This window comes from Hymenobacter koreensis (assembly GCF_039541855.1).
Lineage (GTDB): Bacteria > Bacteroidota > Bacteroidia > Cytophagales > Hymenobacteraceae > Solirubrum > Solirubrum koreensis.
This window is the reverse complement of record NZ_BAABHA010000002.1, coordinates 463754-486007: the sequence shown is the minus strand read 5'-3', so window position 1 is coordinate 486007 and position 22254 is coordinate 463754. Positions and strand designations below refer to the sequence as shown.

Below are 22254 nucleotides of genomic sequence, written 5' to 3'. Positions count from 1 at the left end.
AAGGGCAGAGCCAGGACAGGCGGCCTCAAGATACGCTACGCACAACTGTTTTATTTCCCGCCGTCGCCCCAGCCGTTGCCGCCTGAGCCATTGCAGGAGCCGTTTTCCCGGTCGGAACCGTCGCTATCGGCATTGGAAGTGTCTTCAGTAGAATGCTGTTCGGTTAGTGCGGAAGGCGAGGTAAGAACGGTTTCCGGCGAGAACCAAAAGCTTTGCAACTGAAACAGGGCGAGGGTCAGTAGCTCTAGCATGGTAGGTGTGTTGTGTCTGTCAATCGTTTGACTGACACAAACTTCCGGCTGAATTTAACCTGAATAAAGGAAGGTTATCGTGTAGGCGTGACTATTATTATATTGTTCTTATTTTGAAAATAAGTAATAGCATCTATCTTAAATAGCATACGGAGACGTTATGCTATAAAAAAAATTGATAAAATATATAGATCTGTGACAAAACGTTTGCAGAGGGCATATCTATTCAGCATGCAAAGCTGAGCGAACAGTAATTGCTGGTAAAGGAAGATATTTGCTTTTGTGTGACTGGCTTATACCACGAGGAAAAGCTTGATATTTGCTTCTTTCTTGGATTTAAACACAGATAACGAATGTACGAGCTGAATAATCTAGCTAAGATTGTGACAAAGCGTCGATTGCCAACATTGCCATTGCTGAGCTTTGGCAAAGGAGTTAAAGGGCGTAATCGGGAAGAGGAATTACTGGACTTACTGGCTTCAGACAGTAACGTCACCGGCCTACAGGTAACCAAAGCACTTTATGGCAATACTTCTGCCAAGAGCCAGGCTGCGGTGCGTAAAATAAAGCAGCGCTTGCAGCATAAGTTACTGAATCATCTTTACTTTCTGGATTACTCCGACCCGCGACATCCCGTTTTTTTGCGTCATGAGCAGCAATGTGTGGGCTTGCTGCACCAAGCGCATGTGTTGTGGTGGGAAAGCGAGCGAATGGTTATTGCCCAGTTATTACGAAAGGCATTGCGTGTGGCCCTGGAAGCAGAATTCACGCAGCATGCCGTCAGCAGCCTGGAGTTGCTGCGGCGGCTTTATGTGGAAACCAACAATTTCCCGCAATACCGCACCACTGTGCGGCAACTGGAGCGCGTACGGGAGACCCTGGCCGCAGAGCAAGAAACGCTGAAATTATTTTGGGGAGCGAAAATGGACCTCATGCGTACCGTACACGCGAGGCGGCGTTTGCTCCAGTATTTGCCCAGCGTGATAGATCGGCTGGAGGAGCTTTACCAGAAAACGCATTCCTACACCATTTACGACTCCCTGCTAAAGCTTCGGCTAATGCAGCAGGAACTGCCCGGTAACTTCGATGAAATCATTCGTATCACCACGGAGGCCGAGCAGCAGTTTGCCAAGGGCAAACTCAACCGCAAACGGTTCGATAGCCGGTTCACAAAGTATTATAGCCTGTATGCCCACCTGCGCGCGCGGCGGCTAGAGGAAGGCCTGATGCTGGCCGAGGATTACTTGAAAGCGTTTAGCCGCTCGACCAATAACTGGTTCAGCATGCTGGAAAACTACTTTTTGCTCACTATGCACAGCGGGCAGTACGATAGGGCCGGCGAATTACTGCGGCGCATGCAGCAAAATCCCTTCGTAACCAAACTCACCCGGCCGGCCATTCAGCGCTGGGAACTGATGCGCGCATACCTCTATTTTGTACGGCCCGACGAGGCTGGGTTGCGGCCTTTGCACTTTGCCCAACTGGTGCAAAGCGTGCCCGACCACAGCCGCGATAAGCGTGGTTACAACGTAGCCATCCTGATTCTACAGTTTCTGCACTATCTGCAGCAAAACAACGCCGAAGCCCTGCTCATGCGTTTGGAAGGCCTGCGCAAATACGAAACGGCGCATTTACGCGACGTGTCAACACTGCGCAGCCGGTTGTTTTTCCGGCTGCTGCAGTTGACGGTAAAAGTAGATTACGACCCGGTAATGTGTGAGGAGAAAGGCCAGGCTCTGCTCAACAGATTGCGCGATACACCGCCTCCAGGGGAGGCTTATTCTGATATTGAAATCATTCCTTACGAAAGCCTGTGGGTAATAACCCTGGAGCTGTTGCGCAATGGAAAGCTTCGTAGTTAGTTAACGAACTGCCGCGGAATATTTCACGCTTAAGGGCGCTGCGAAGCCGAGGCCGTGCGGTCGGAGTTGTTGGCCGAAAGCTGCTGGTAGCGCTGCAGCTGCGCGGGCGTTAGAAGCTCCTGAAGACGAACGTCGTAGCCGTTCCGGATTTCCTGGATTTTGCTGGCGTGTACGGTGTTGTCGCCGGCGTACATCTTATCCACTTCGGCCTCCTGCTCCAGCCGCTCTACCAGTGCCTTGCGGATTTTCATCTGACGGGCTTCGTCAAGACCAAGCTGCGGGGCCAGTTGACGAGTCATTTCAGCAGCTCGCTGACGTGCATCGGTAGGGGCGGACTGTGCTTGTGCTAGACCGGCAACGCTGCAGCTAAGCGCAAGAGCAAGGATGAATTGTTTCATTGGGTGTGGTATTTAAAGGAGGAGTTTCGATTAGGTGCTGCAAACTAAAACAAAACTTTAACGGAATAATACATAGTTGAAAAATTAATATTGGAACTGGAATGTTGTCGTCCGTAAAGCATGGAGAAGGTTATAGCGGCTTTGGAGTGCAGCTGGAATATTTTCAGGGGGTTTCCCCGAGGTGGCCCAGATTAAATAGGATGACTCACGCTTCGCTTCGCTCTCTTTTTCGGCACCTGTTTGTAGGGTAAAGCGAGTCGGGTGCTCATTAATCGAAGCCACTGACCCTGAGAAATAACGTTGACCATGGCTGCGGCAAAAAGTAGTCGTACCGCGGTTATACACGTGGATGGCTAACGGCTCGGGCCAGTCGGTGAACAGCGTCATACACGATTGGGCAAGGTCAAGGGCACTCATTGGGTTATTGCATATTAATGCGGCAATGGTTTAGAGGTTTTCCGCTCGAGCGGGCCGCAACCAAACTGGCGGTAGCAGCGCTATTACCGGGTAAAAGAAGCTGGGTGGGAGGTCCAAGCACTGAATTATCAAAACCTGCGGAGCGGTTCTGCGTTGCCGATACGCGGAGCCTACCGTACTTTGGCCCATCTTAACCCTCTGCCGGTTCCTTCTTCTGCTGCTATGGCTACTGCTCCCTCCCGCACTTCCGACTTTTTCGACCAGCTGACCCGCACCGTCGAGCAAGCCCGCGAGGTAGCGCAGCAGCGTTTCCGGACCCTGAATGAGGACGAGCTCAACCGCCGTCCCGCCCCCGATAAATGGAGCGTGGGGCAGTGCCTCGAGCACCTCAACATAATAGGCGGCTTTTACCTGCCCGAAATCAACCAACGCGTACGCTCGGCGCAGGAGCGCGGCTCACGTCCGGCCGAAACCGTGAAATCGGGCCCCATTGGGCGGCGGTTAACTGCGGCCATGCTGGTACCGGCTCGTGAGAAGCCGTTGAAAACGCCCCAGGCGTTTGCACCCAGCGGCTCGCGCTTGCCCCGCACAGTGGTGGAGGTATTCCTGCGCCAGCTCGATGAGATGCTGAATCTGCTGCGGGCTGCACGCGAAGTCAACGCTAATGCCGTGCGCATTCCCAATGCCGTTATTCCGCTGGTTCGTTTGCGCCTCACCGATCAGTTTGCCTTCCTGGTAGCGCACATGCAACGCCACATGTCCCAAGCCGAGCGCGTGCTCGATGGACGCCGGTAGCACCGAATTCGACTGCCGGTAAATAAGCTTGCAAACGCGGGCTACCAGGGATATAAGCCAAAAGGACCAGCGCGTTTAACGGTGCATGGAAGCCTGTCCGGTCTCTGTGGTATTCTGGTTCGAGCGTAAAAATAAACGCCCAAAAGGCCGTGCGGGAAAGCATACTCCGTAGCCGTTCTGGTAACAATGGACATGTGTTGCCCAGGCCCCAACTTTGTTAGAACCATAGCAGCCTCGGCCGCGCTGATGGCCAACACCCGCGTGCAAACTCCAATCGGAGAGGTGGGCATCAGCGCGGGGCAAAGCAGTTTGGGGAATTAGGCCGCATAGTTGAAATAGCTGGTGTTACAAGCATTGAAGGGTAACAGCCCCCGGTTTGCAAGTACTAGCTCCTGCCTCGGTGCCGGGCACCCCATTGGTTAAAGAGCCCCATCAACTGAATAGCCAACGCCCAAGGCGCCACTGCGCAGCTATGCCCATTTAGTAGCCGGGGCGCTATTAAAGCTCATGTTGGCAGCCCCAAGCTCCGTTGTTGCGGCCATTACATAAGCAGGTCTGCCCGTGAACCGCAACTGTAATAGGTGACTTGGCAATATAAAGTCGGCCGCTTCGTGTGGAATAGCAGGCCGGCGGGCATCACTTAGCTGTAATTTCCTTGCTTTGCTTATGCGTTGCTCTTTGCTGATACTGGCCGTTTGGCTGCTCTGTATGGTACTTCCCTCCAATGCCTCGGCTCCGGCGGCCGGCGGCCCTTACGCCGCCCAGTGGAAGAAAATCGACGCGCTGCTGGCTAAGGACCAGACCGCCGCGGCGGAGAAGCTGGTGCTCGGCATCTACCAGCAGGCCCGCGCCAAAGAGCAGCCCGCCGACCACGTGCGCGCCCTGGTGTACCGCCTGCACCTGCTGGAGCGCAAAGAGGAAGACGCCGACGTGAAAGGCATCCGGCTACTGGAAGAAGACCTGCGCACCGCCAGTTTCCCAGCGCGCCCCCTGCTGCACAGCCTGCTGGCCCAGCACTACCACCAGTACCTGCGCCAGAACCGCTACCGCCTCTACGACCGCACCCAGGTGCAGCCGGCCAACGACGCGCTTGGCCCCAACGACCTGCCAACCTGGGACGCCGCCCGCCTGGCCGCCCAGGTGGTACGCCATTACCGCGCCTCGATGGAAACCGACGCGGCCCGGCAGCAGCAAACCACCTTGCGCGAGCTGGGCCAGCTCGCCACCCCCGCTGATGCCGCCGGCCAGCAGCTGCGCCCCACGCTCTACGACCTGCTCGCGCACCGCGCCATCGGGGCCCTGAACGACGACGAGCTGTACCTGACACGTCCCGCCGATCAGTTTCGCTTTACCGATGCGCGCCTGCTGGGCTCCGATGCTGAGTTTCTGGCCTTGCCGCTCGCTGCTCCCTCCGCCGATTCGCTCAACGGCCCCTGGCACGCCCTGCGCCTATGGCAGGCTCTCACACGCTTCCGCCAGTCGGGCGACGCGGCCGCCCGCGCCGATGTGGAGCGCCTGCGTCTGGCCTTCGTGTACCAGCACGCCGCTTTTCCCGACAAAACCAACGCCTACGAGGCCGCCCTGCGCCGCGCCGCCGCGCCCTACGAAGCCCTGCCCGTCTGGGCCGATTTTCAGGCTGAGCTAGCCCAGCTGGCCCGGCAACAGGGGAAGCTGACCGAGGCCATGGCGCTGGCCCGCGAAGCCGTGAAGCGCTACCCCAAATCGGTAGGCGCTCAGCGCGCCCAGGCCCTCATCAACGAGCTGGAGCAACCCGAGCTGAGCGTGCAGACCACCGAAGTGCAGCTGCCCGACGAGCCGCTGCTGCTCAACGTGCGCTACCGCAAACTCAAGCAGGCCCACGGCTTTGCCTGGAAACTGCCCGCCGCGGCCATGCTCCGCGAGCAGACCGGCCAGCGTGACAAGGAAATTCAGAAAGCCTACGCCAAGCGCCTCGCCGCCGCGCCCACCGCTACCTGGGCGCTGGCGCTGCCCGGCCCCACCGATTACAAAAATCACCGCGCCGAGCTGGCAGGACCTAAGCTGGCGCCAGGGCACTACCTGCTGGCCATCAGCAGTAGCGCCGAGCAGCCGACCAAGGAGCGCGCCGGCGTAACCACGGTGTACGCTTTCGTATCGGTGAGTGAGCTGGGCAGCGTGCACCGCGCCGCGCCGGCCGGCGGCACCGATTTGTGGACGGTGAACCGCCGCAGCGGGCAGCCTGAGGGCGGCGTATCGGTGCAGCCCTGGTACCAGCAATACCTCAACGGCAAAACCCAGCACGTAGCCGGCACCAAGCTAACCACTGCCGCTGACGGACATTTGGCCATTCCCTTCGAAAGCGAGCAGCGCCGGTACATGCAGGCCTTGGTGCTGAGCCGTGGCCGCGACTCGCTGATTCTGGCGGAAAACCTGGGTCGATACCGTCCGGCCCCGCAGCTGCAAGCCGAACGGGTGCAGCGCCGCGCTTTCCTTTACACTGACCGCGCCATCTACCGGCCCGGCCAAACGCTGTATTTCAAGGGCATACTGGCCGAAGAGCAAAACGGCCGCAGCCAGGTCAGCAAGAACATGCAGCTGCGGGTGCGCCTGCTCGATGTGAACGGCCAGCAGGTGCAGGAATTCCCCTTTACCACTTCTGATTTCGGCTCCTTCCACGGTTCCGTCACGCTGCCCACCGGCCTGATGAACGGGCAGATGCAGCTCACGGTCCAAACCACGTATTTCGGTAAAGAAGAGTGGCTGGGCAGCACCGGCTTCTCGGTAGAAGACTACAAGCGCCCGACCTTCTTCGTGACCCTCGACCCAGTGAAGGGTACGCCCAGGCTGGGCGATACGCTCTCGGTAAGCGGCACGGCCACGGCCTACGCCGGTCAGGCCATCGACGGGGCGCAGGTGCAGTACCGCGTGGTGCGCCGCACGGTGTGGCCCATGTTCGGCTGGTTCGATCTGGATTTTGGTTTCGGTGGGGGAGACGGCGGCATGCGCCGACCTTTCTTTCCCGGCGGGGGTGAGCAGCAGCAGGTAGCCACCGGCACCGCAACTACCGACGCGGCGGGCCGCTTCCGCATCAGCTTCACCGCCACGCCGCCCGATGAGGCCCTGAACCAGGAAGACGAAGACCCGGACGACGATGAAGATGGTGGCTACCGCCCACCCATGCCTGGGCGCCCGACGTACGTGTTTGAGGTAACGGCCGACGTAACCGACGCCAACGGCGAAACCCGCTCCGAGCAGCGCGGCGTGTCGCTTGGCGGGCCGGCCCTGAACCTGAGCCTGAACGGCCCGCGCCAGTTGAATCAGCAGCGGGCCGGGCAGGAACCCTTCACGCTGCGCAGCCAGAACGCCACCGGCGAAGCAGTGCCCGCTGCCGGAACCCTGCGCCTGTTCCGCCTCACGCCCCCAGCCCGCACCCTGCGCCCGCGCTTCGGCCCGCGCCCAGACCAACCCGGCCTGAGCCGCGAGCAGCACCAGCAGCTGTTTCCACTGGATGCCTGGATGCAGGAAGACGACCCCGCCACCTGGGCGCGCGTGGCGGTGGGCGAGTGGAAGTTTTATACCCAGAAAAGCAGTGAGCTGGCCGAAGTCAGCAGGGCGGTGGCTTCCCAAACACCCGGCGCCTACGTGCTCGAAGCCCAAAGCGTCCTGGGCGCCGATACGGCCAAAGCCCAGCTCGGCTTTACGCTGTTCAGCCCCACGGCTGCTCAGCCGCCGCTGCCAATGCCTGCTTGGCTGGTAAGCTTGGAGGATAGCGTAGCGCCCGGTCAGGCCGCGCAGCTGCTCATTGGCACCGGCTTCGATAAAGTGCGGGCCCGGCTGGAAGTGGAAAGCCAGGGCCAGCTGCTGCGCGCCGAGTGGCTCACCCTGCGCCGCGAACAGCGCGCCATCAGCCTGCCTACCACAGCCTCCAATGCCGGTCCGCTGCACGTGCGGCTGGTATTTGTGCACGCCGGCCGCTTCTACCAGCGCGAAGTCACCGTGCAGGTGGCCGAGCCGGCACGCCCGTTGCGCCTCGACATCAGCACCTTCCGCGACAAGCTGCAGCCCGGCCAAAAGGAAACCTGGCGCGTGACCATCAAAAACAGCCAGAACCAGCCCGCCGCAGCCGAGCTGCTGGCCTCCCTCTACGACCAGTCGCTGGATTACTTCCGTCCGCACGCCTTTGCCCGGCCCGAGTTGCCCCAGCCTTATGTGGGTGAGCGGTTCGATTGGTCGGCGCGTTTTGGGGCCGAGCAGTGGGAGACGCTGTTTGCAGAATTTGCTGGAAGACCAATTGGCAACACCGACTACGTGTATCCAGGTTTGCGCCTGAACTATTGGGACTGGGCAAATCTGGAAAAACGCAGCACGGTCAAATTCACTCCTCCGGTAATCAAAGGGGATGTAGAAGCAGCTGATCAGGAGGCCATACCTCTAAGAGGCCGGGTAATGCGTGCAGCAGCTACTGCTGCCCCAGCTCCCATGGCCGAAATGAAAATGGCTGCTGATGCTTCCGCAGATGGCTGGGGAGCAAGCAAAAAAGAGTTAAACGAAGTAGTCGTAACCGGCGCCGGTGCTCCGCCGAAGCCCGCCGACCTATCCACGGTGCCTACGCGTTCCGACTTCCGCGAAACGGCGTTCTGGATGCCCGCTCTGCGCACCAACAACAAAGGAGAAACGGTGCTCGAATTTCAGATGCCCGAGGCCGTCACGCGCTGGCAACTGCTGACGCTGGCCCACACGCCCGACCTGCAAACCGGCCTGCTGGCCCAGCAGCTTGTTACCCAAAAAGAACTGATGGTAACGCCCAACGCCCCGCGCTTTTTCCGCGAAGGCGACCAGCTGCGTCTGACCGCTAAAATCAGCAACCTCAGCGGCAAAGCCCTGAATGGTACCGCGCAGCTCCTGCTCTTCGATGCCCGCACCAACCAGCCCCTCGACAAGCAGTTGCTCCAGAGCAAAGCGCAGGAAAAATTCAGAGTGGCCGCCAGCCAAAGCACCACCGTGGGCTGGGATGTAGCCATTCCGGCCGGCTTGGAAGCCGTTACCTACCGCGTGGTAGCGCAGGCCGGCAGTAAGAACAACAGCATCTCCGACGGCGAGGAAAACACGGTGCCTGTGCTGCCCAACCGCCTGCTGGTAATCGAGGCCGTGCCGTTGGTGGTGCGCGGCAATACCACACGTGCCTTCGAGCTAAAGAAACTCACCAGCACCAGCTCGCCCACGCGCCAGAACCAGAGCCTGACGCTGGAGCTGACCGCCAACCCGGCCTGGTACGCCGTGCAGGCCTTGCCCTACCTGATGGAGTACCCCTACGAGTGCTCGGAGCAGGTTTTCTCGCGCCTCTACGCCAATACCCTGGCCGCCCGCATCGTGCAGCAGAACCCGCTCATTCGGCCAGTGCTAATGGAGTGGAAGAAGGCGGCGGCCAGCGGCGACCCGAACGCGCTGCGCTCGAAGCTGGAGCAAAACCAGGAGCTGAAAGCCCTGCTCTTGCAGGAAACGCCCTGGGTGCGCGAAGGCCAGACGGACACCGAGCGCATGCGCCGCCTCGCCGACCTCTTCGACGACGCCCGCCTGCAGGCCGAAACCCAGCGCGCCGTGCAGAAACTGGCCGAGCTACAAAGCCCCAGCGGCGCCTTCCCCTGGTTTAAGCAGATGCCTGACAACCGCTACATCACCCAGCTAATCGTGGCCGGTTTCGGCCGCCTGCGCAAGCTGGGCGCCTTTGATGCCTGGCAGGACGACCGTACCCGCGACCTGCTGCTGCGGGCCGTGGCTTACCTGGACCGCGAAACCCAGCGCGAGTACGACGAGCTGCGCAAGCGCAAAAACGTGAAGCTCACCGATGACCACCTCGCCGACGCGACCCTGCACGCCCTATACGCCCGTTCGTTCTGGGCCACCGAAATCCGCGTGCCCGTCGCCAGCAAAGCCGCCTACGACTACTACCGCACCCAAGCCGGCCAGTACTGGCTCAAGCGCAACCGCTACATGCAGGCCCTGGCCGCCCTCACGCTGCACCGTGCTGGCCAGCCCAAGCCTGCCCGCGACATCATGGAAGCGCTGCGCCAGAACGCCCTGCAGTCCGACGAGCTGGGCATGTACTGGAAAGACGTGCGCGCCGGCTATTACTGGCAGGAGGCGCCCACCGAAACCCAGACCCAGCTCATCGAGGCGTTTCACGAGGTAGCTGGCGACCAGAAAGCCGTGGAGGAAATGAAGCTGTGGCTGCTGGCCCAGAAGCGCACCCACAACTGGGAAAGCACCCGCGCCACCGCCGATGCCTGCTACGCCCTGCTGCTGCAAGGCTCGCGCAACTGGCTGGAGCCGACGAAGCCTTTGCTGGTCACGCTCGGTGGGCAGGCCCTGAACACTACCGAAGGCGCCGAGGCCGGCACCGGCTACCTGAAGCGCAGCTTCCCCGCCGCCGAGGTAAAGCCCGCTATGGGCAAGGTGCGCGTGCAGAAAACCGACGCCGGCGTGGCCTGGGGCAGGCTCTACTGGCAATACTTCGAGCAGCTCGACAAGATTACCCAGGCCGACAACGCCCCGCTGGGTCTCACCCGCCAGCTGTTCCGCGAAACCACCGGCGCCAGCGGCCCGGTGCTCACGGCCATGACCACGGGCGCGCCCCTGAAAGTAGGGGAGGTGCTGGTGGTGCGCCTGGTGCTCAAAACCGACCGGGAGCTGGAGTTCGTGCATCTGAAAGACACCCGCGCCGCCGGCTTGGAGCTCATCAGCCAGACCTCGGGCTACCGTTACCAGCAGGGCCTGGGCTACTACGAAAGCCCCCGCGACGCGGCCACTAACTTCTTCATGGACGTGGTGCCCCGCGGTACCCACGTGTTTGAGTACCGCCTACGGGCCTCGTTGGCCGGCAACTATTCATCGGGCATCAGCCAGGTACAGTGCCTGTACGCGCCGGAATTCACTAACCATTCGGCTGGGCAGCGGCTGCGCATTGCCGGGCAGTAAGGTGCTGCCCTTGCACAAAGGGCATCACCCTAACGGCGTCCGTTTAACTTTCGGGCTTCCGATGCGGTGCGCCGAAGCACGGGACAGTACATCTTTCATCAGCAGCACCGGTGGAACCGCTTGCGCAAGGAAAATCCGGGCGCGTACGAGGCCGCTTCCGATCCAAACGGCTGGCTCCATGTGCGTGTGAAAGGACATAGCCCAGTGGTGCGGATGTACGTGAACGAAGGGGATTCTCCGGTTTTACAAGCACACCAATTGCGCCCAACAGCCAGTGACCAACTCGGTTTTTTTGTGGCCGATAATTTAGATGGCTCCTTGGTAAACCTGCTTGTACGCGGCCCATAAGCCACTATTCGGCCTCATTACAAGCCGATTGTATTATCGGGAGGTTGTCTTTTCACCGGGTGGCTGGTACTTTCGCGGTCCTGTTGAAATAACCGGAGGACCGCTTATGCTCAAATACGTTTTATCGACGGCCGTTGCGGCACTGCTTACCCTGGCAGCCCACGCACAAAAAGCCCCGGCCCCGAAAACCAAGAAAGACCCCGCTGCCGGCAAAGTAGCCGTGCCCGTGGGACCTACGCTGCCCGGCGAAGAACGCCTCACGGCGCAGGAGCGCGCCGAGCGCACCTTTCTGATGCCGCCCCGCAAAAAAATGAGTTCGGTACAGGCCGCTCCACGCCCTCAACTGGACCCTTCGAGCGCCGAGGATTTGGCCATTGGACTGCCCGCTGCCGAGGAAGTGGTAGAAGAAACCGCTACGCCGGTGGTTAAGGCCGCCGCGCCCAAACGCACCTACCGTACCAGAACGCGCAGCCATTCGTCGGCGCGCCGCAGTACTTCTAAATCGAAGACGACCAGCAAAAGGTCTTCGGCCAAAAAGAAGACGACTGCAAAAGCCACACCTCGGAAGGCCAGTTCCAGGCGCCGCCGCTAAGCGGCAGCAGAAGTGAAAATAGCAAAGCGGCGCCCCGAAAACGGGGCGCCGCTTTGCTATTCATCGGTTTCGGCGGTTTCGCTGTAGCGGGGCGTGTTCCAGCGCGGCCGGGGCTGCGGCAACTGCCAGCGCCAGCCTACCAGCAACGCGGCATGGCCCGGTAGGGAGCGGTGCCGCACGGTGTACGCTTCAGGAGGTAGCGGAGCAGGGCGCCAAAGCTGTTTGGTGCGGGTGAAAGGAGCGTGGTAAGGAAGCAGGCTGCGCTGAAATTCCAGCGTGAGCGTGGGCCCGCCGTTGCGGGTTAGCCAGCTTTGCACGCCGATTTCGGCCCCTGCCAACGCATTCCACGGATTGTTAGGCAAGTCGCTCTGCGAGTAAAACCTACGGGAGCCCACGTAGCCCACCGAAGCATTCAGGCCCACGAAAGGCTCCAGCCACGGGCCCAGGTTCACGAAATCGGTGTAGCGCAGCCCCGTTCCGGCTTGGTACACATACCCTTCGAAGCCAGCGGAATAACTGTAGCTGCTCTTTTTTTCGCTGGCCCAGGTGCCGGTGCGGGCAAAAGCCGTAAGCTCCGTGTTGTTGCGCCACTGCCACAGCGCCTGCACCTTAATGGCAGGTGTAGCATCCTCGATAAAGCCTCGGCCATCAAAAATCCATTTCGGCGCCATCGTAAAATTTGGGCCGACGCTGACCGCCACGGAAGGACGCGTTTGGCCTTGGGCTGATTGGGAAACAGCCGCCGCGCAGGCGGTGAGTACAAGCAGGGCCGTGGTGCGGATCGGTAGCGGCATAAATAACGAGCGGTCGGGCGTTGATCAGGCACAAGCTGTGCTGCCAACGCCCGACCGCTCGGGTTTCGTATTACGGGTGGGCTATGCGTTCTGCGGCATCAGGCGCACCACCAGCCCGTCGAGGCGCTCGGTAATGCGAATCTGGCATGAGAGGCGGCTGCCCTGGCTCATAATCGGCAGGGATTCGAGCATGGCCATTTCATCGTCGGAGGGCTCGGGCAACTCGGGGCCGGCCAGCACCTCTACGTGGCAGGTGCCGCACAGCGCCATACCGCCGCAGGTAGCCTGAATATCGTAGCCCGAGGCCTTCATCACCTCCATTAAACTCAGGGCCATATCGGTGGGGGCCACCAGCTCGTTGCGCTGGCCGGGGGCTTCCTCTACGTATACGCGTACTTCTGTAACGTCTTCCAAACTCATGAGTGTCGGCAATGAAAAGGTAATTGCGGCAGCGCAAAGAAACGAAAAGTGAGTAGTCTGCGGCCCGGGCCCGACTACTCACTTTCGAAAATCAGCCGAAGCGCCGCTTGCTACTTACAGCGTGGGTACGCCGTTAACGGTGGTGTATTTCAGTACGTAGCGCTTATCGGGGAAGATGTGCTTGTAAGCCCCCTGCGCCATGAGCGCGGCCTCGTGGAAGCCGCACAAAATCAGCTTCAGCTTGCCGGGGTAGGTGTTGATGTCGCCGATGGCGTAGACGCCGGGCACGGAAGTGGAGTAGTCCAGCGTGTTTACTTTCACGGCGTCGTCCTCAATTTCCAGCCCCCACTCGCCAATCGGACCCAGCTTGGGCGTGAGGCCGAACAGCGGAATAAAGCTGTCGACTTCGAGGCTGCGGGCGGTGCCGTCGTTGGCAGTGATGGTAACGGCTTCCAAGTGGCCGTTGCCGTGCACGTGGGTCACGTTGCTGCTCAGCACCAGGTTTACCCTGCCGGCATCGTGCAGGGCCTTCACTTTCTCGGCCGAGTCGGCGGCGCCGCGGAAGGTGGTGCCGCGGTGCACAAGGGTTACCTCCTTGGCTACGTTGGCCAGGAAAATGGTCCAGTCGAGGGCCGAGTCGCCGCCGCCGGCAATTACCAGGCGCTGGTCGCGGAAGGTTTCGGGGTCGCGCACCATGTAGTACACGCCTTTGCCGCCTTCAAAGCGGTCCAGCTCGTCGATGGCAGGCTTGCGCGGCTCGAACGAGCCCAGGCCGCCGGCAATGGCAATGGCCTTGCAGCGGATGTCGGTGCCGTCGGTGGTGAGCAGCGAGAAGGAGCCGTCTTCTAACTTTTCGAACTTCTCTACCCGCTCGCCCAAGGTGAACGTGGGGTGGAAAGGCTCAATCTGGCGCATAAGATTCTGCACCAGGTCGCCGGCCAGCACTTCGGGGAAGCCCGGAATGTCGTAAATGGGCTTCTTCGGGTAGATTTCCGACAGCTGCCCGCCCACCTGGGGCAGGGCGTCGACGACGTGGCAGCGGAGCTTGAGCAGGCCGGCTTCGAACACGGCGAACAAGCCCACGGGGCCGGCGCCGATGATGCAGATATCGGTGGAAATGGTGGAGTGCATTGAAGGTGAAAACAGTCGGGAGCCGGGCCGCAGCGGGCTTGTGCTCAATCAGATCAGGCAGATAACAGCCAAGCGGGCCTTGCGGTTGCTTTGGGCATGAAAATCGGGCGCAAAGGTACAGCGCTTCGCTTAAAACATAGACCACTGAGCGTAAAGAAGCCAGACCGGCGCTGGGCCACCAAAAAAACGGGCGGACGCAGCTGTGCGCCCGCCCGGTGGCTGGGGTAGCAGGGGTGTTGCTTAATCCCGCAGCTCGAGGCGCGTAAACTTATGCTCGTTATCGGTGACGAGGCGGGCAATGTAAAGGCCGGCACGCAGGCTGCCCTTGGTTAGCACGTACTGGTACACTTGCCCGCTGCGGCCCTCGCCCTCCGCCAGCACCGAAACCACCTGGCCGCGTATGTCCACGATTTCGAGGCGGAAATGGCTGCTGCGCGGCAGCTCAAACGAGAAGGTCGTGCGGTCGGCGGCGGGGTTGGGCGCGGCCGTCAGCACCGTTTCCGATACCGGGCGTACGCTTGGCACGGTGTTGCAGCCACCCAGCCGGTCGCCGTGAGCCAGGTGGTCGGCGGCTCCAAGGGCATCCACGCACAGGTCGTTGCCGTTGTGGCACACCAGTACTTTGTTGTTGCGGTTGCCGCAGCGTACGTCAAGCACGTTAATCGTGACCTGGGCCGTTTCCACGCACGAATTAACATCGGTGGCCGTCACGGTAAAGGTGTAGGTACCGGCAACCGTAGGGGTAAATACCGGAGAGCCGGTGTTGGTATTGCTCAGCCCAGCGGCGGGCGACCAGCTATACGAGTTGATGTTGACGCCGCTGGCCTGCAGGGTCACGCTCTGCGGGCCATAGCCCAGAAAGATGGTGTTGGGGCCGGCGCCGGTGTACACGCTGGAGGCCGGAATTACCGCAATGGTAGGCGGCACACAGGCGTACAGCGGCGGCAGATCAAAGGCTTCCACCTGGTCGAAACGGTTAAAGCTCGAGCCCTGACTGGCGCTGAAACCCAGGCCGCGGCGGGCGAATACCTGCCAGATCATTTTCTGGTTCTGACCGCCGTAGTTGGCCTGATCAGCCAGCAGAATGGCGTTGCGGGCATCCACGAAGCCGGGGCTACAAGGCTGCAGCTTCAGGCCGTCGATGATCAGCTGCATGGCCATGTTATTGCCGCCGGTGCCGTTGTAAAGGTCTGGGTTGAAGCCGTAGCGGTTAATGAAGGCCCAGTTTAGGTCCCACATCATGGTTGCCCACACGAATCCAATGCCGTGGGGTTCGGCTATGGTCGGGTCGTTGGTGGCCCGGTAGGTGTAGCCGTTAACGGCGAAGTCGGTGCTGTAGGGAGCGGGGCGAATGCCGCGGCCGTCGGTGGCGTGGCCCAGGGCATAGGTGCCGATGCCGCGCTTTTTGGCGCCCGTGTCGCCGGGCTTCATGGTAAGCATGAGCCCAAACCAGTCGCTCCACCCCTCGCCGCCCTGCTCGGCGTTGTTCAGGCAGGCGTTGGTAAGGCGGCCGCCGGTCAGGCGGATGCTGATGCCGTGGCCGTACTCGTGGGCGATGATGCCGTTGTCGAAGTCGCCGTCGAGCTCGGGCCCAACGCCGTCGTTTTTAAGCGACACCTGCACTTCCTGGCCGGCATCCATTGCGGCCCTGATGCTGGTGCCGGCTTCCTGGCTGATCATTACCGAGGGAATGGTAATGGGGAAACCGGGCGTACCGCCCATTGCGCTGGGGTCGCCGGGCAGGTTATTGACCATTACCACGGCGGTAGCGCCGGCCTGCTGGGCGTGGTAAACCTTTAGCCACAAGTCGCAATTGCCGCGGTACACCAGCGCAATGTTGCCGCTCATGGCGGCGCCGTTATTGAGCGCCATACAGCCTTGTTGCCCCACACCGGCAGCAGTGCTGGTTAATACCAGTTTGCCCGTAAGGGGGGCGGCGGGCAGTGCTGGTCCAAACGAGGCCAGCCGGGTGGTATAAAAGCCGGCAAGGGCCGAGGGCGCCGTAATGCTGAAGGTCTGGGCGCCGGGTATGCCCGTCCAGAGGTACATCTGCATGCGCGGCCGGTTTCCGTCGATGGGCGTGAAGAAATTGGCGTTGTTGCGGGTAGTAGCCACGTTGCGGCTGTCCTGCGCTTCGGCACGCACATCGTCGTTGGCCCCGAAGGGAGCCGCTGCGGGGCCGCGGTTGTAATTACTGACTTGGAAGTTGCCGCTGACTTCGTTAAACCCATACCGGTACCACACATCGTGCATGACGTTGTTGAGGTAGAACAGGTTGGTGATGGCCGCGTCGCGGTAGGCCACCGGCTGCTGGGTAAAGTCCACGGGGTAGTTGAACAGCAGCGACGCGCCGGGGTTGGGGCTGTAATTAAGGTTGCCGTTGTTGTTGTTGGTCGGGTCCTCGTAAGCGTGTACGTTGTTGCCCCGGGTGCTGGTAAACTCGGCTCCGGGCATGCCGTTGGTATCGTGCCAGCCGTTGGGGGAGGCAGTCGGATCGGCCGTAGCGGTAACGGCAAAATCACGCGGCCCGTGGCTGGGACTTTCGGAGGGCAAGGTAAAAACGTGGTAGGCGTTCGAGGCGGGGCTGGCGTACGGCACCATGGGTGCTGCCGGGGCCGTCATCGGCGTCAGGAGCTTCCGCTTGCCGTCGATGAAGGTGCCCTCTGGACCATGGTTATCAAATTCGCAATGCGTTACCAGGTTATCTTTTGCCAACACCTGGCCGTTGCTGGCGTCAAGACGGATGTTCCACGCATTCAGGGCATCGAGCTCGTAGATAAACACCTCCCAGGCCAGCCTCAAGGAGCCATCGGGCAGGGGTTGGTACACCAACTTGGCCGTGATTGGCTCCAGCGAAATGCCCCCGGTATCAAACAGCGTAGCCCGCTCCGGCTCGGTGCTGCGGCTGCGCGCGGCCAGCGACCCGCTCGGACTCAGGCCCAGATGTCGGGCGGCGGTGCCGACGGCGTCTTCGGCCGTCATCACGCGGGATGCCGTTCGCACCTTACGTCCTAGCTCCTTGTAAAATCGGTTGCCCACGCTCAGCACCCGTTCGTCGGCGGTCATGTTTACCGTAGTAATGGCACCGTGAATGGGAATGCCGCCGTAGCGCTGCTGCAAATACAAGTGCCGCAGACCGTTGTGTGCGGTACGCGCCTCGCTGCTCAAGGTCAGGTCGGCTAGGTCGGCCTCGGTTACCTGGAGCGTTTGCTTGTTGCTCCGTAAATGCTCGAAAGCGGCCTCCGGAACAGCTTTGCTTGGCGGAAGGGGCCGGTTTTGCCCGAATGCGGCCAAAGTGCCCAGAAGCAGGGCAACCAGTAACAGAGGCCGGTGCTGTGAAGGTAGGGTGTGTGACATATACAGGTGCGGTTTGGTTGGACCTGAATGTATGTCTTTGAATTAAAATATTTATATATATTTTACAATAAGTGCAATTGATTGTCGATTGTGCTATTTTGAACGGCAACTGCTTGCAGGTGCGCTCTGCAACACAGCGTACGAGCAGGTTTGGTCATGCACGGGACTTGGCCGTACAATGTTTTTTAATGTATTTAAATAATTGATGGTGAAATGCTTATGTAATTATTTTGGCCAACTGATTCAAGACTCATTCCGGCCCGAAATGCAACACTGGATAGCTGATAAGATTATTTTAATAACAGGCGTAGGTAAATCAGTCGCTCCAATACCGGAGCGGCTCGGGTTTCCTGACGCGGGCCAGCGCCATATCGTGCGCAGTAAGCAGTGCCCCGCAAACGCGTTGGTCCGCCTGCACAAAGCACAGGCGGACCAACAAAAAATAACAGCAGCGCGATGTGTGCGGGGTTACGCCGGCAGTGACGTATAGCGCAGGTAGGGCTTCACGCGGCGGTGGCCCTGCGGAAACTTGCTCTCGATGTCCTCGTCTTTCACGCCGAGGCCGATAATCACGTCGTCGCCGGGGCGCCAGTCGACGGGTGTGGCCACGGGGTGCTGGTCGCCGAGCTGCAGGGCATCAATCACACGCAGCAGCTCATCGAAGTTGCGGCCCACGGCGGCGGGGTAGGTGAGGGTAAGGCGCACCTTCTTGGCGGGGTCGATGATGAACACCGAGCGTACCGTGAACTTCTCCGACGCGTTCGGGTGAATCATGTCGTAGAGCTCGGCTACTTTCCGGTCGTGGTCGGCCACGATGGGGTAATTCACGGCCGCGCCCTGGGTTTCCTCAATGTCCTGGGTCCACTGGTGGTGGTTATCGAGGGCATCCACGCTCAGAGCCATCATTTTGGTGTTGCGGCGCGTGAATTCGTCGGAGAGGTTAGCGGCGCGGCCCAGCTCGGTGGTGCACACGGGCGTGAAATCGGCGGGGTGCGAAAACAGGATGCCCCAGCTTGTGCCGAGGTAATCGTAGAAGTTAATGCGGCCTTGGGTAGAATCGGCCGTGAAATCGGGGGCGGTGTCGCCTAGTCGAAGTGCCATAAGCGGGTGGTGTATTGTTGAGGCAGCCAATGTAAGCGCTACCGCCGAAACGCGGTAATTTTTAACGTAGCCACCAAGCTTAGCCCAAATAGCCGAGTGCAGCTAAAGCTAGTTCCCCTCCGCGGATGAAGAGGGGCTAGGGGTGGTTGAAAGATTAGAGCTAACTATAATGCTGTTCAAGCGCCTTGGTCGACCACCCCCAACCCCTCCTCGGATGAGGAGGGGAGCTAATTCTAGCTGCAAAGACTAGCGCAGCAGCCGGCTGCTTTTCCGCAGCGCCTCCACTTTCGCCTGAATTTCTTCCAGCCCCAGGTTGTGCACGCTGCCCAAATGCGTGGTGGTAAACTCGCGGTGCGGCGTGTAACTGCCGGCTTCCACGGCGTGTCCCACCTCCTTGTAAGCGGTGCGGAACGGCGTGCCGGACTGAATCAGCTGGTTGATATTTTCCACCGTGAACGTGGTATCGTACTTGGCTTGGTTCAGCAAATTCGGCTTGATGCGCAGCTGCGGCAGGGCGAACAGCACGATGTCGAGAATGTCCAGAAACTGCGTCATGGGTTCGAAGAGCAGCTCCTTCAGAATCTGGAAGTCGCGGTGGTAGCCACTGGGCAGGTTGCTGGTAGTTAGCGCAATGGTGTTCGGCAGGGCTTGCAGGGCATTGCAGCGCGCCCGAATCAGCTCGAATACGTCCGGATTTTTTTTGTGCGGCATAATGCTGGAACCGGTAGTAAACGCCGCCGGCAGCTCCACAAAGGCCAGATCCTGGGAGTTGTAGAGCACCAAGTCGTAAGCCATTTTGGCCAGTGTGGCGGCCATGCCGGCCATGGCAAAGGCCACCGTTTTTTCAGTTTTGCCGCGGAGCATCTGAGCACCTACCGAGCTAACCGCCAAGTTGCCAAAACCCAGCTCCTGGGTGGTCATTTTCCGGTCGATGGGGAAAGAGCTGCCGAAACCCGCGCCCGAGCCCAACGGGTTCTGATCGGCTACGGTGTGGGCGGCCTCAAACAGGGCCAGATCGAGCAGCAAATGTTCGGCGTAGGCCGAGAACCACAGCCCAAACGAGCTGGGCATGGCGGCCTGAAAGTGCGTGTAGCCGGGCATTAAATCGGCTTGGTGCGCCTGGGCTTTTTCCAGCAGCACGCGCACCAGTTCCATGGTTTTGGCGGCGGCGCGCTCGGTGTAGTCTTTTAGAAACAGCTGAATGGCCGTCAGTACTTGGTCGTTGCGCGAGCGGGCGGTATGAATTTTCTTGCCCGCGTCGCCGAACTTCTCGGTGAGGTAGTACTCGATTTTCGAGTGCACGTCCTCGAAGGCTTCGTCAATGACAAAGTCGCCGGCTTCAATCTGGGCCGACAACTCCGTGAGGCCTTGCTGCAGCTGCTGGTTTTCTTCGGCCGAAATCAGGCCGGCCTTGGCCAGCATGTTGGCTTGTGCCTTGGACGCCTGCACGTCGAAGCGCGCCAGGTACATATCCAGCGCCCGGTCCTGACCCACGGTGAACTGCTCGATTTTTTGGTCGACGGCAATGCCCTTATCCCAGATTTTCATGCGCAGTAGCGCGAACTTTTAGTTCGCGTATCGTTGAATAATTGTATTCCGTTCGGTAGCCGTTCCGTGATACGCGAACTAAAAGTTCGCGCTACAGCACCAGACCATCCAGCAGCTCCACGTACTCGCGAATGCCGCCGCGAATTTCGCTCAGCAAAATGTATTCGTCGGGCGTGTGGGACCGGGCCGAGTCGCCGGGGCCAATTTTCACGGTGTCGAAGCTCATCAGGGCCTGGTCCGAGAGCGTGACCGAGCCGAAAGTTTTGCGGCCTAACGCTACGCCGCGTTGCACCAGCGGGTGCTCCGGACTGATGCGCGATGAGTTCAGGCGCAAGGAGCGCGGCGTTACCTCCGACTGCACGTGGGCCTGCACGGTGCGCACCACGTCTTCATTCGAGTAGAACTCGTTGGTGCGCACGTCCACCACAAACGTGCAGCGGTCGGGTACCACGTTGTGCTGCGAGCCGGCCTGCACCTGCGTCACGGTCATTTTTACGGGGCCGAGCAGGGGAGACGCTTCCGGGAATTGGTACTGCCGAATCCACTCAATATCGGCTACGGCTTTGTAGAGGGCGTTTTCGCCTTCGTTGCGGGCGGCGTGGCCGGTTTTGCCGTGGGCTACGCAGTCGAGCACCACGAGGCCTTTTTCGGCAACGGCCAGGTCCATCTGCGTTGGTTCGCCCACAATGCCGAGGTCGATTTTACCCAGCAGCGGCAGAATGCTGCTCACGCCGTCGGTTCCGGAAATTTCTTCTTCGGCGGTAATGGCGCAAATGAGGTTATAGGGCAGCTCTTGTTCGTAAAAATGGAGGAACGTAGCCAGCAAACTCACCGCCGATGCACCGGCGTCGTTGCTGCCCAAGCCGGTGAGTTTGTCGCCTTCCAATACCGCACCAAACGGGTCGTAGGTCCAGGAGGCGCCGGGCTTCACCGTGTCGTGGTGGGAGTTCAGCAGCACGGTGGGCTTGGCCGCATCGAAGTGCCGGGAAGTAGCCCACACGTTGTGGCCGGCGCGTTGCGGCGCGGCGCCGTGGGCGGTTAGAAACCCGGCAATCAGCTCCGCCGTCGGGCCCTCCTCCCGCGAAAATGACGGGGTTCTGATCAGCCGAATCAGAAGCTGAATGGCGTCTTCGACCAGCTGCGGGTTTAGCTCCGGCATAGGATGGTTTTTACCGGCTCGTTAATCTTGAGCGCGTTTTCGATGACGACTTTCTCAACCCCGGCTTCCAAGGCCGCAAAGGCGTTGTCGAGCTTGGGCAGCATGCCAGCGGCAATCTGGCCGGCGGCTTTCATATCGGCGTAGCGTTCCGGCGTAATCTGTGGCACCACGGAGTTGTCGTCGTTTATGTCTGTCAGCACGCCGTCTTTCTCGAAGCAAAAGTGCAGCTCCACGCGGTACAGTGCGGCTAGGGCGCGGGCTACGGTGCTGGCTATGGTGTCGGCGTTGGTGTTCAGTAGCTGCCCGCGGCCATCGTGGGTAATGGCGCAGAGCACGGGCGTGAGGCCGGCGCGCAGGAGTTGATCGAGCAGCTGGGCGTTTACGCTTCGCTCCGTCAGGTCGCCCACAAAACCGTAGTCGATGTCTTTCACCGGGCGCTTGGTGGCTTGAATCACGTTGCCATCGGCGCCGGAAAGGCCCAGGGCGTTTACGCCCGCGGCCTGCAATCCGGCCACAATCTGCTTGTTGGTTTTGCCGGCGTAAAACATCGTTACAATGTCCAGTGTGGCGGCGTCGGTAATGCGGCGGCCGTTCACCATTTGGGGCGCAATGCCCAACTCGGTCAGCATCTGATTAGCGCCTTTGCCGCCGCCGTGCACCAGAATTTTGCGACCCGGCACGCGCGCTAGCTCTGCCAAAAACTGGCTCAGTTGGTCCGCATCATCAATGATGCCGCCGCCGATTTTAAATATGTTAAGGGTGTCTTGCATCTAGACTTTCGCGTCAGAGGAACATCAAAGAAAAAGGAGCACCGCTTTTTGGAGTTTTAATCGGCTGCAAACGCAAATAACGGCCCTATTGACTTTAGCGAGGGTTTCTGTTAAACCTTTACGCAAATTCTGAAACGATTTTCGGCCGGTTGCATGTTATTGCGCCGAACCCAAACCGCTCCGTCGGTTTACTGCCATGCTCCGACGACGAACATTCGCCTTCTTGCTTCCGCTACATGCGGCAGCGCGCCCGTTTCGGGCCGGCGAGTCGGGGCAATGCGCTGCAATTTGATAGCGCGCCAACCCTAGCCTTCAGTGTTACGTTTTTGAAGTGCTGCTATTTTTTTTGCAGCACCC

Annotated in this window: 15 protein-coding genes; 4 read left to right on the top strand and 11 right to left on the bottom strand. The window is 60.1% G+C overall.

The window, feature by feature from the left end; all coding sequences use genetic code 11:
• Positions 1–50 precede the first annotated feature (50 nt).
• Positions 51–251, bottom strand: coding sequence for a hypothetical protein (locus ABD903_RS04945; protein ID WP_345221938.1), 201 nt, complete (start codon positions 249–251; stop codon positions 51–53).
• Positions 252–892: 641 nt separating this feature from the next.
• Here ABD903_RS04945 and ABD903_RS04940 point away from each other — a divergent pair.
• Positions 893–2113 carry a hypothetical protein gene (locus ABD903_RS04940; protein WP_345221936.1) on the top strand — a complete coding sequence of 407 codons (1221 nt, stop codon included), beginning with the start codon at positions 893–895 and terminating at the stop codon, positions 2111–2113.
• A 29-nt stretch (positions 2114–2142) separates the two neighbouring features.
• On the opposite strand, the gene ABD903_RS04935 is transcribed toward ABD903_RS04940, so the two are convergent.
• The gene (locus tag ABD903_RS04935) at positions 2143–2412 is read right to left on the bottom strand and encodes a hypothetical protein (protein ID WP_345221934.1); all 270 of its coding nucleotides are present in this window, start codon (positions 2410–2412) and stop codon (positions 2143–2145) included.
• A 183-nt stretch (positions 2413–2595) separates the two neighbouring features.
• Complete coding sequence (locus ABD903_RS04930) at positions 2596–2898, bottom strand: hypothetical protein (protein ID WP_345221932.1); 303 nt, start codon at positions 2896–2898, stop codon at positions 2596–2598.
• Positions 2899–3150: 252 nt separating this feature from the next.
• Between ABD903_RS04930 and ABD903_RS04925 the strand changes: the two genes are divergently transcribed.
• The 3 genes from ABD903_RS04925 (at position 3151) to ABD903_RS04915 (ending at position 11617) form a co-directional block, all read left to right on the top strand.
• Positions 3151–3723 (top strand): DinB family protein, encoded by a 573-nt coding sequence (locus tag ABD903_RS04925; RefSeq protein ID WP_345221930.1) that lies wholly within the window; start codon positions 3151–3153, stop codon positions 3721–3723.
• Between the two features lie 708 nt (positions 3724–4431).
• A complete protein-coding gene (locus ABD903_RS04920) occupies positions 4432–10677 on the top strand; it encodes an alpha-2-macroglobulin family protein (protein ID WP_345221927.1) in 6246 nt (2081 codons plus the stop codon).
• Positions 10678–11131: 454 nt separating this feature from the next.
• Entirely contained in the window at positions 11132–11617 is a 486-nt protein-coding gene (locus ABD903_RS04915) for a hypothetical protein (protein ID WP_345221926.1), read from the top strand.
• A 56-nt stretch (positions 11618–11673) separates the two neighbouring features.
• Here ABD903_RS04915 and ABD903_RS04910 read toward each other — a convergent pair whose 3' ends face one another.
• The 8 genes from ABD903_RS04910 to argB form a co-directional block, all read right to left on the bottom strand.
• Positions 11674–12411 (bottom strand): hypothetical protein, encoded by a 738-nt coding sequence (locus tag ABD903_RS04910; RefSeq protein ID WP_345221924.1) that lies wholly within the window; start codon positions 12409–12411, stop codon positions 11674–11676.
• An 81-nt stretch (positions 12412–12492) separates the two neighbouring features.
• A complete protein-coding gene (locus ABD903_RS04905) occupies positions 12493–12831 on the bottom strand; it encodes a 2Fe-2S iron-sulfur cluster-binding protein (RefSeq protein ID WP_345221922.1) in 339 nt (112 codons plus the stop codon).
• A gap of 114 nt (positions 12832–12945) precedes the next feature.
• Complete coding sequence (locus tag ABD903_RS04900; RefSeq protein WP_345221920.1) at positions 12946–13962, bottom strand: NAD(P)/FAD-dependent oxidoreductase; 1017 nt, start codon at positions 13960–13962, stop codon at positions 12946–12948.
• 240 nt (positions 13963–14202) lie between these two features.
• On the bottom strand, positions 14203–17319 hold the full coding sequence (locus tag ABD903_RS04895; protein ID WP_345221919.1) for a T9SS-dependent M36 family metallopeptidase: 3117 nt from the start codon (positions 17317–17319) through the stop codon (positions 14203–14205).
• Positions 17320–17787: 468 nt separating this feature from the next.
• Entirely contained in the window at positions 17788–18420 is a 633-nt protein-coding gene (locus ABD903_RS04890; RefSeq protein WP_345221917.1) for a peroxiredoxin, read from the bottom strand.
• 246 nt (positions 18421–18666) lie between these two features.
• A complete protein-coding gene (gene argH / locus ABD903_RS04885) occupies positions 18667–19968 on the bottom strand; it encodes an argininosuccinate lyase (RefSeq protein ID WP_345221916.1) in 1302 nt (433 codons plus the stop codon).
• Positions 19969–20059: 91 nt separating this feature from the next.
• A complete protein-coding gene (locus ABD903_RS04880; protein ID WP_345221915.1) occupies positions 20060–21127 on the bottom strand; it encodes a M20 family metallo-hydrolase in 1068 nt (355 codons plus the stop codon).
• Entirely contained in the window at positions 21115–21897 is a 783-nt protein-coding gene (gene argB / locus ABD903_RS04875; protein WP_345221914.1) for an acetylglutamate kinase, read from the bottom strand. Before argB ends, ABD903_RS04880 begins: the two co-directional genes overlap by 13 nt.
• Positions 21898–22254 lie beyond the last annotated feature (357 nt).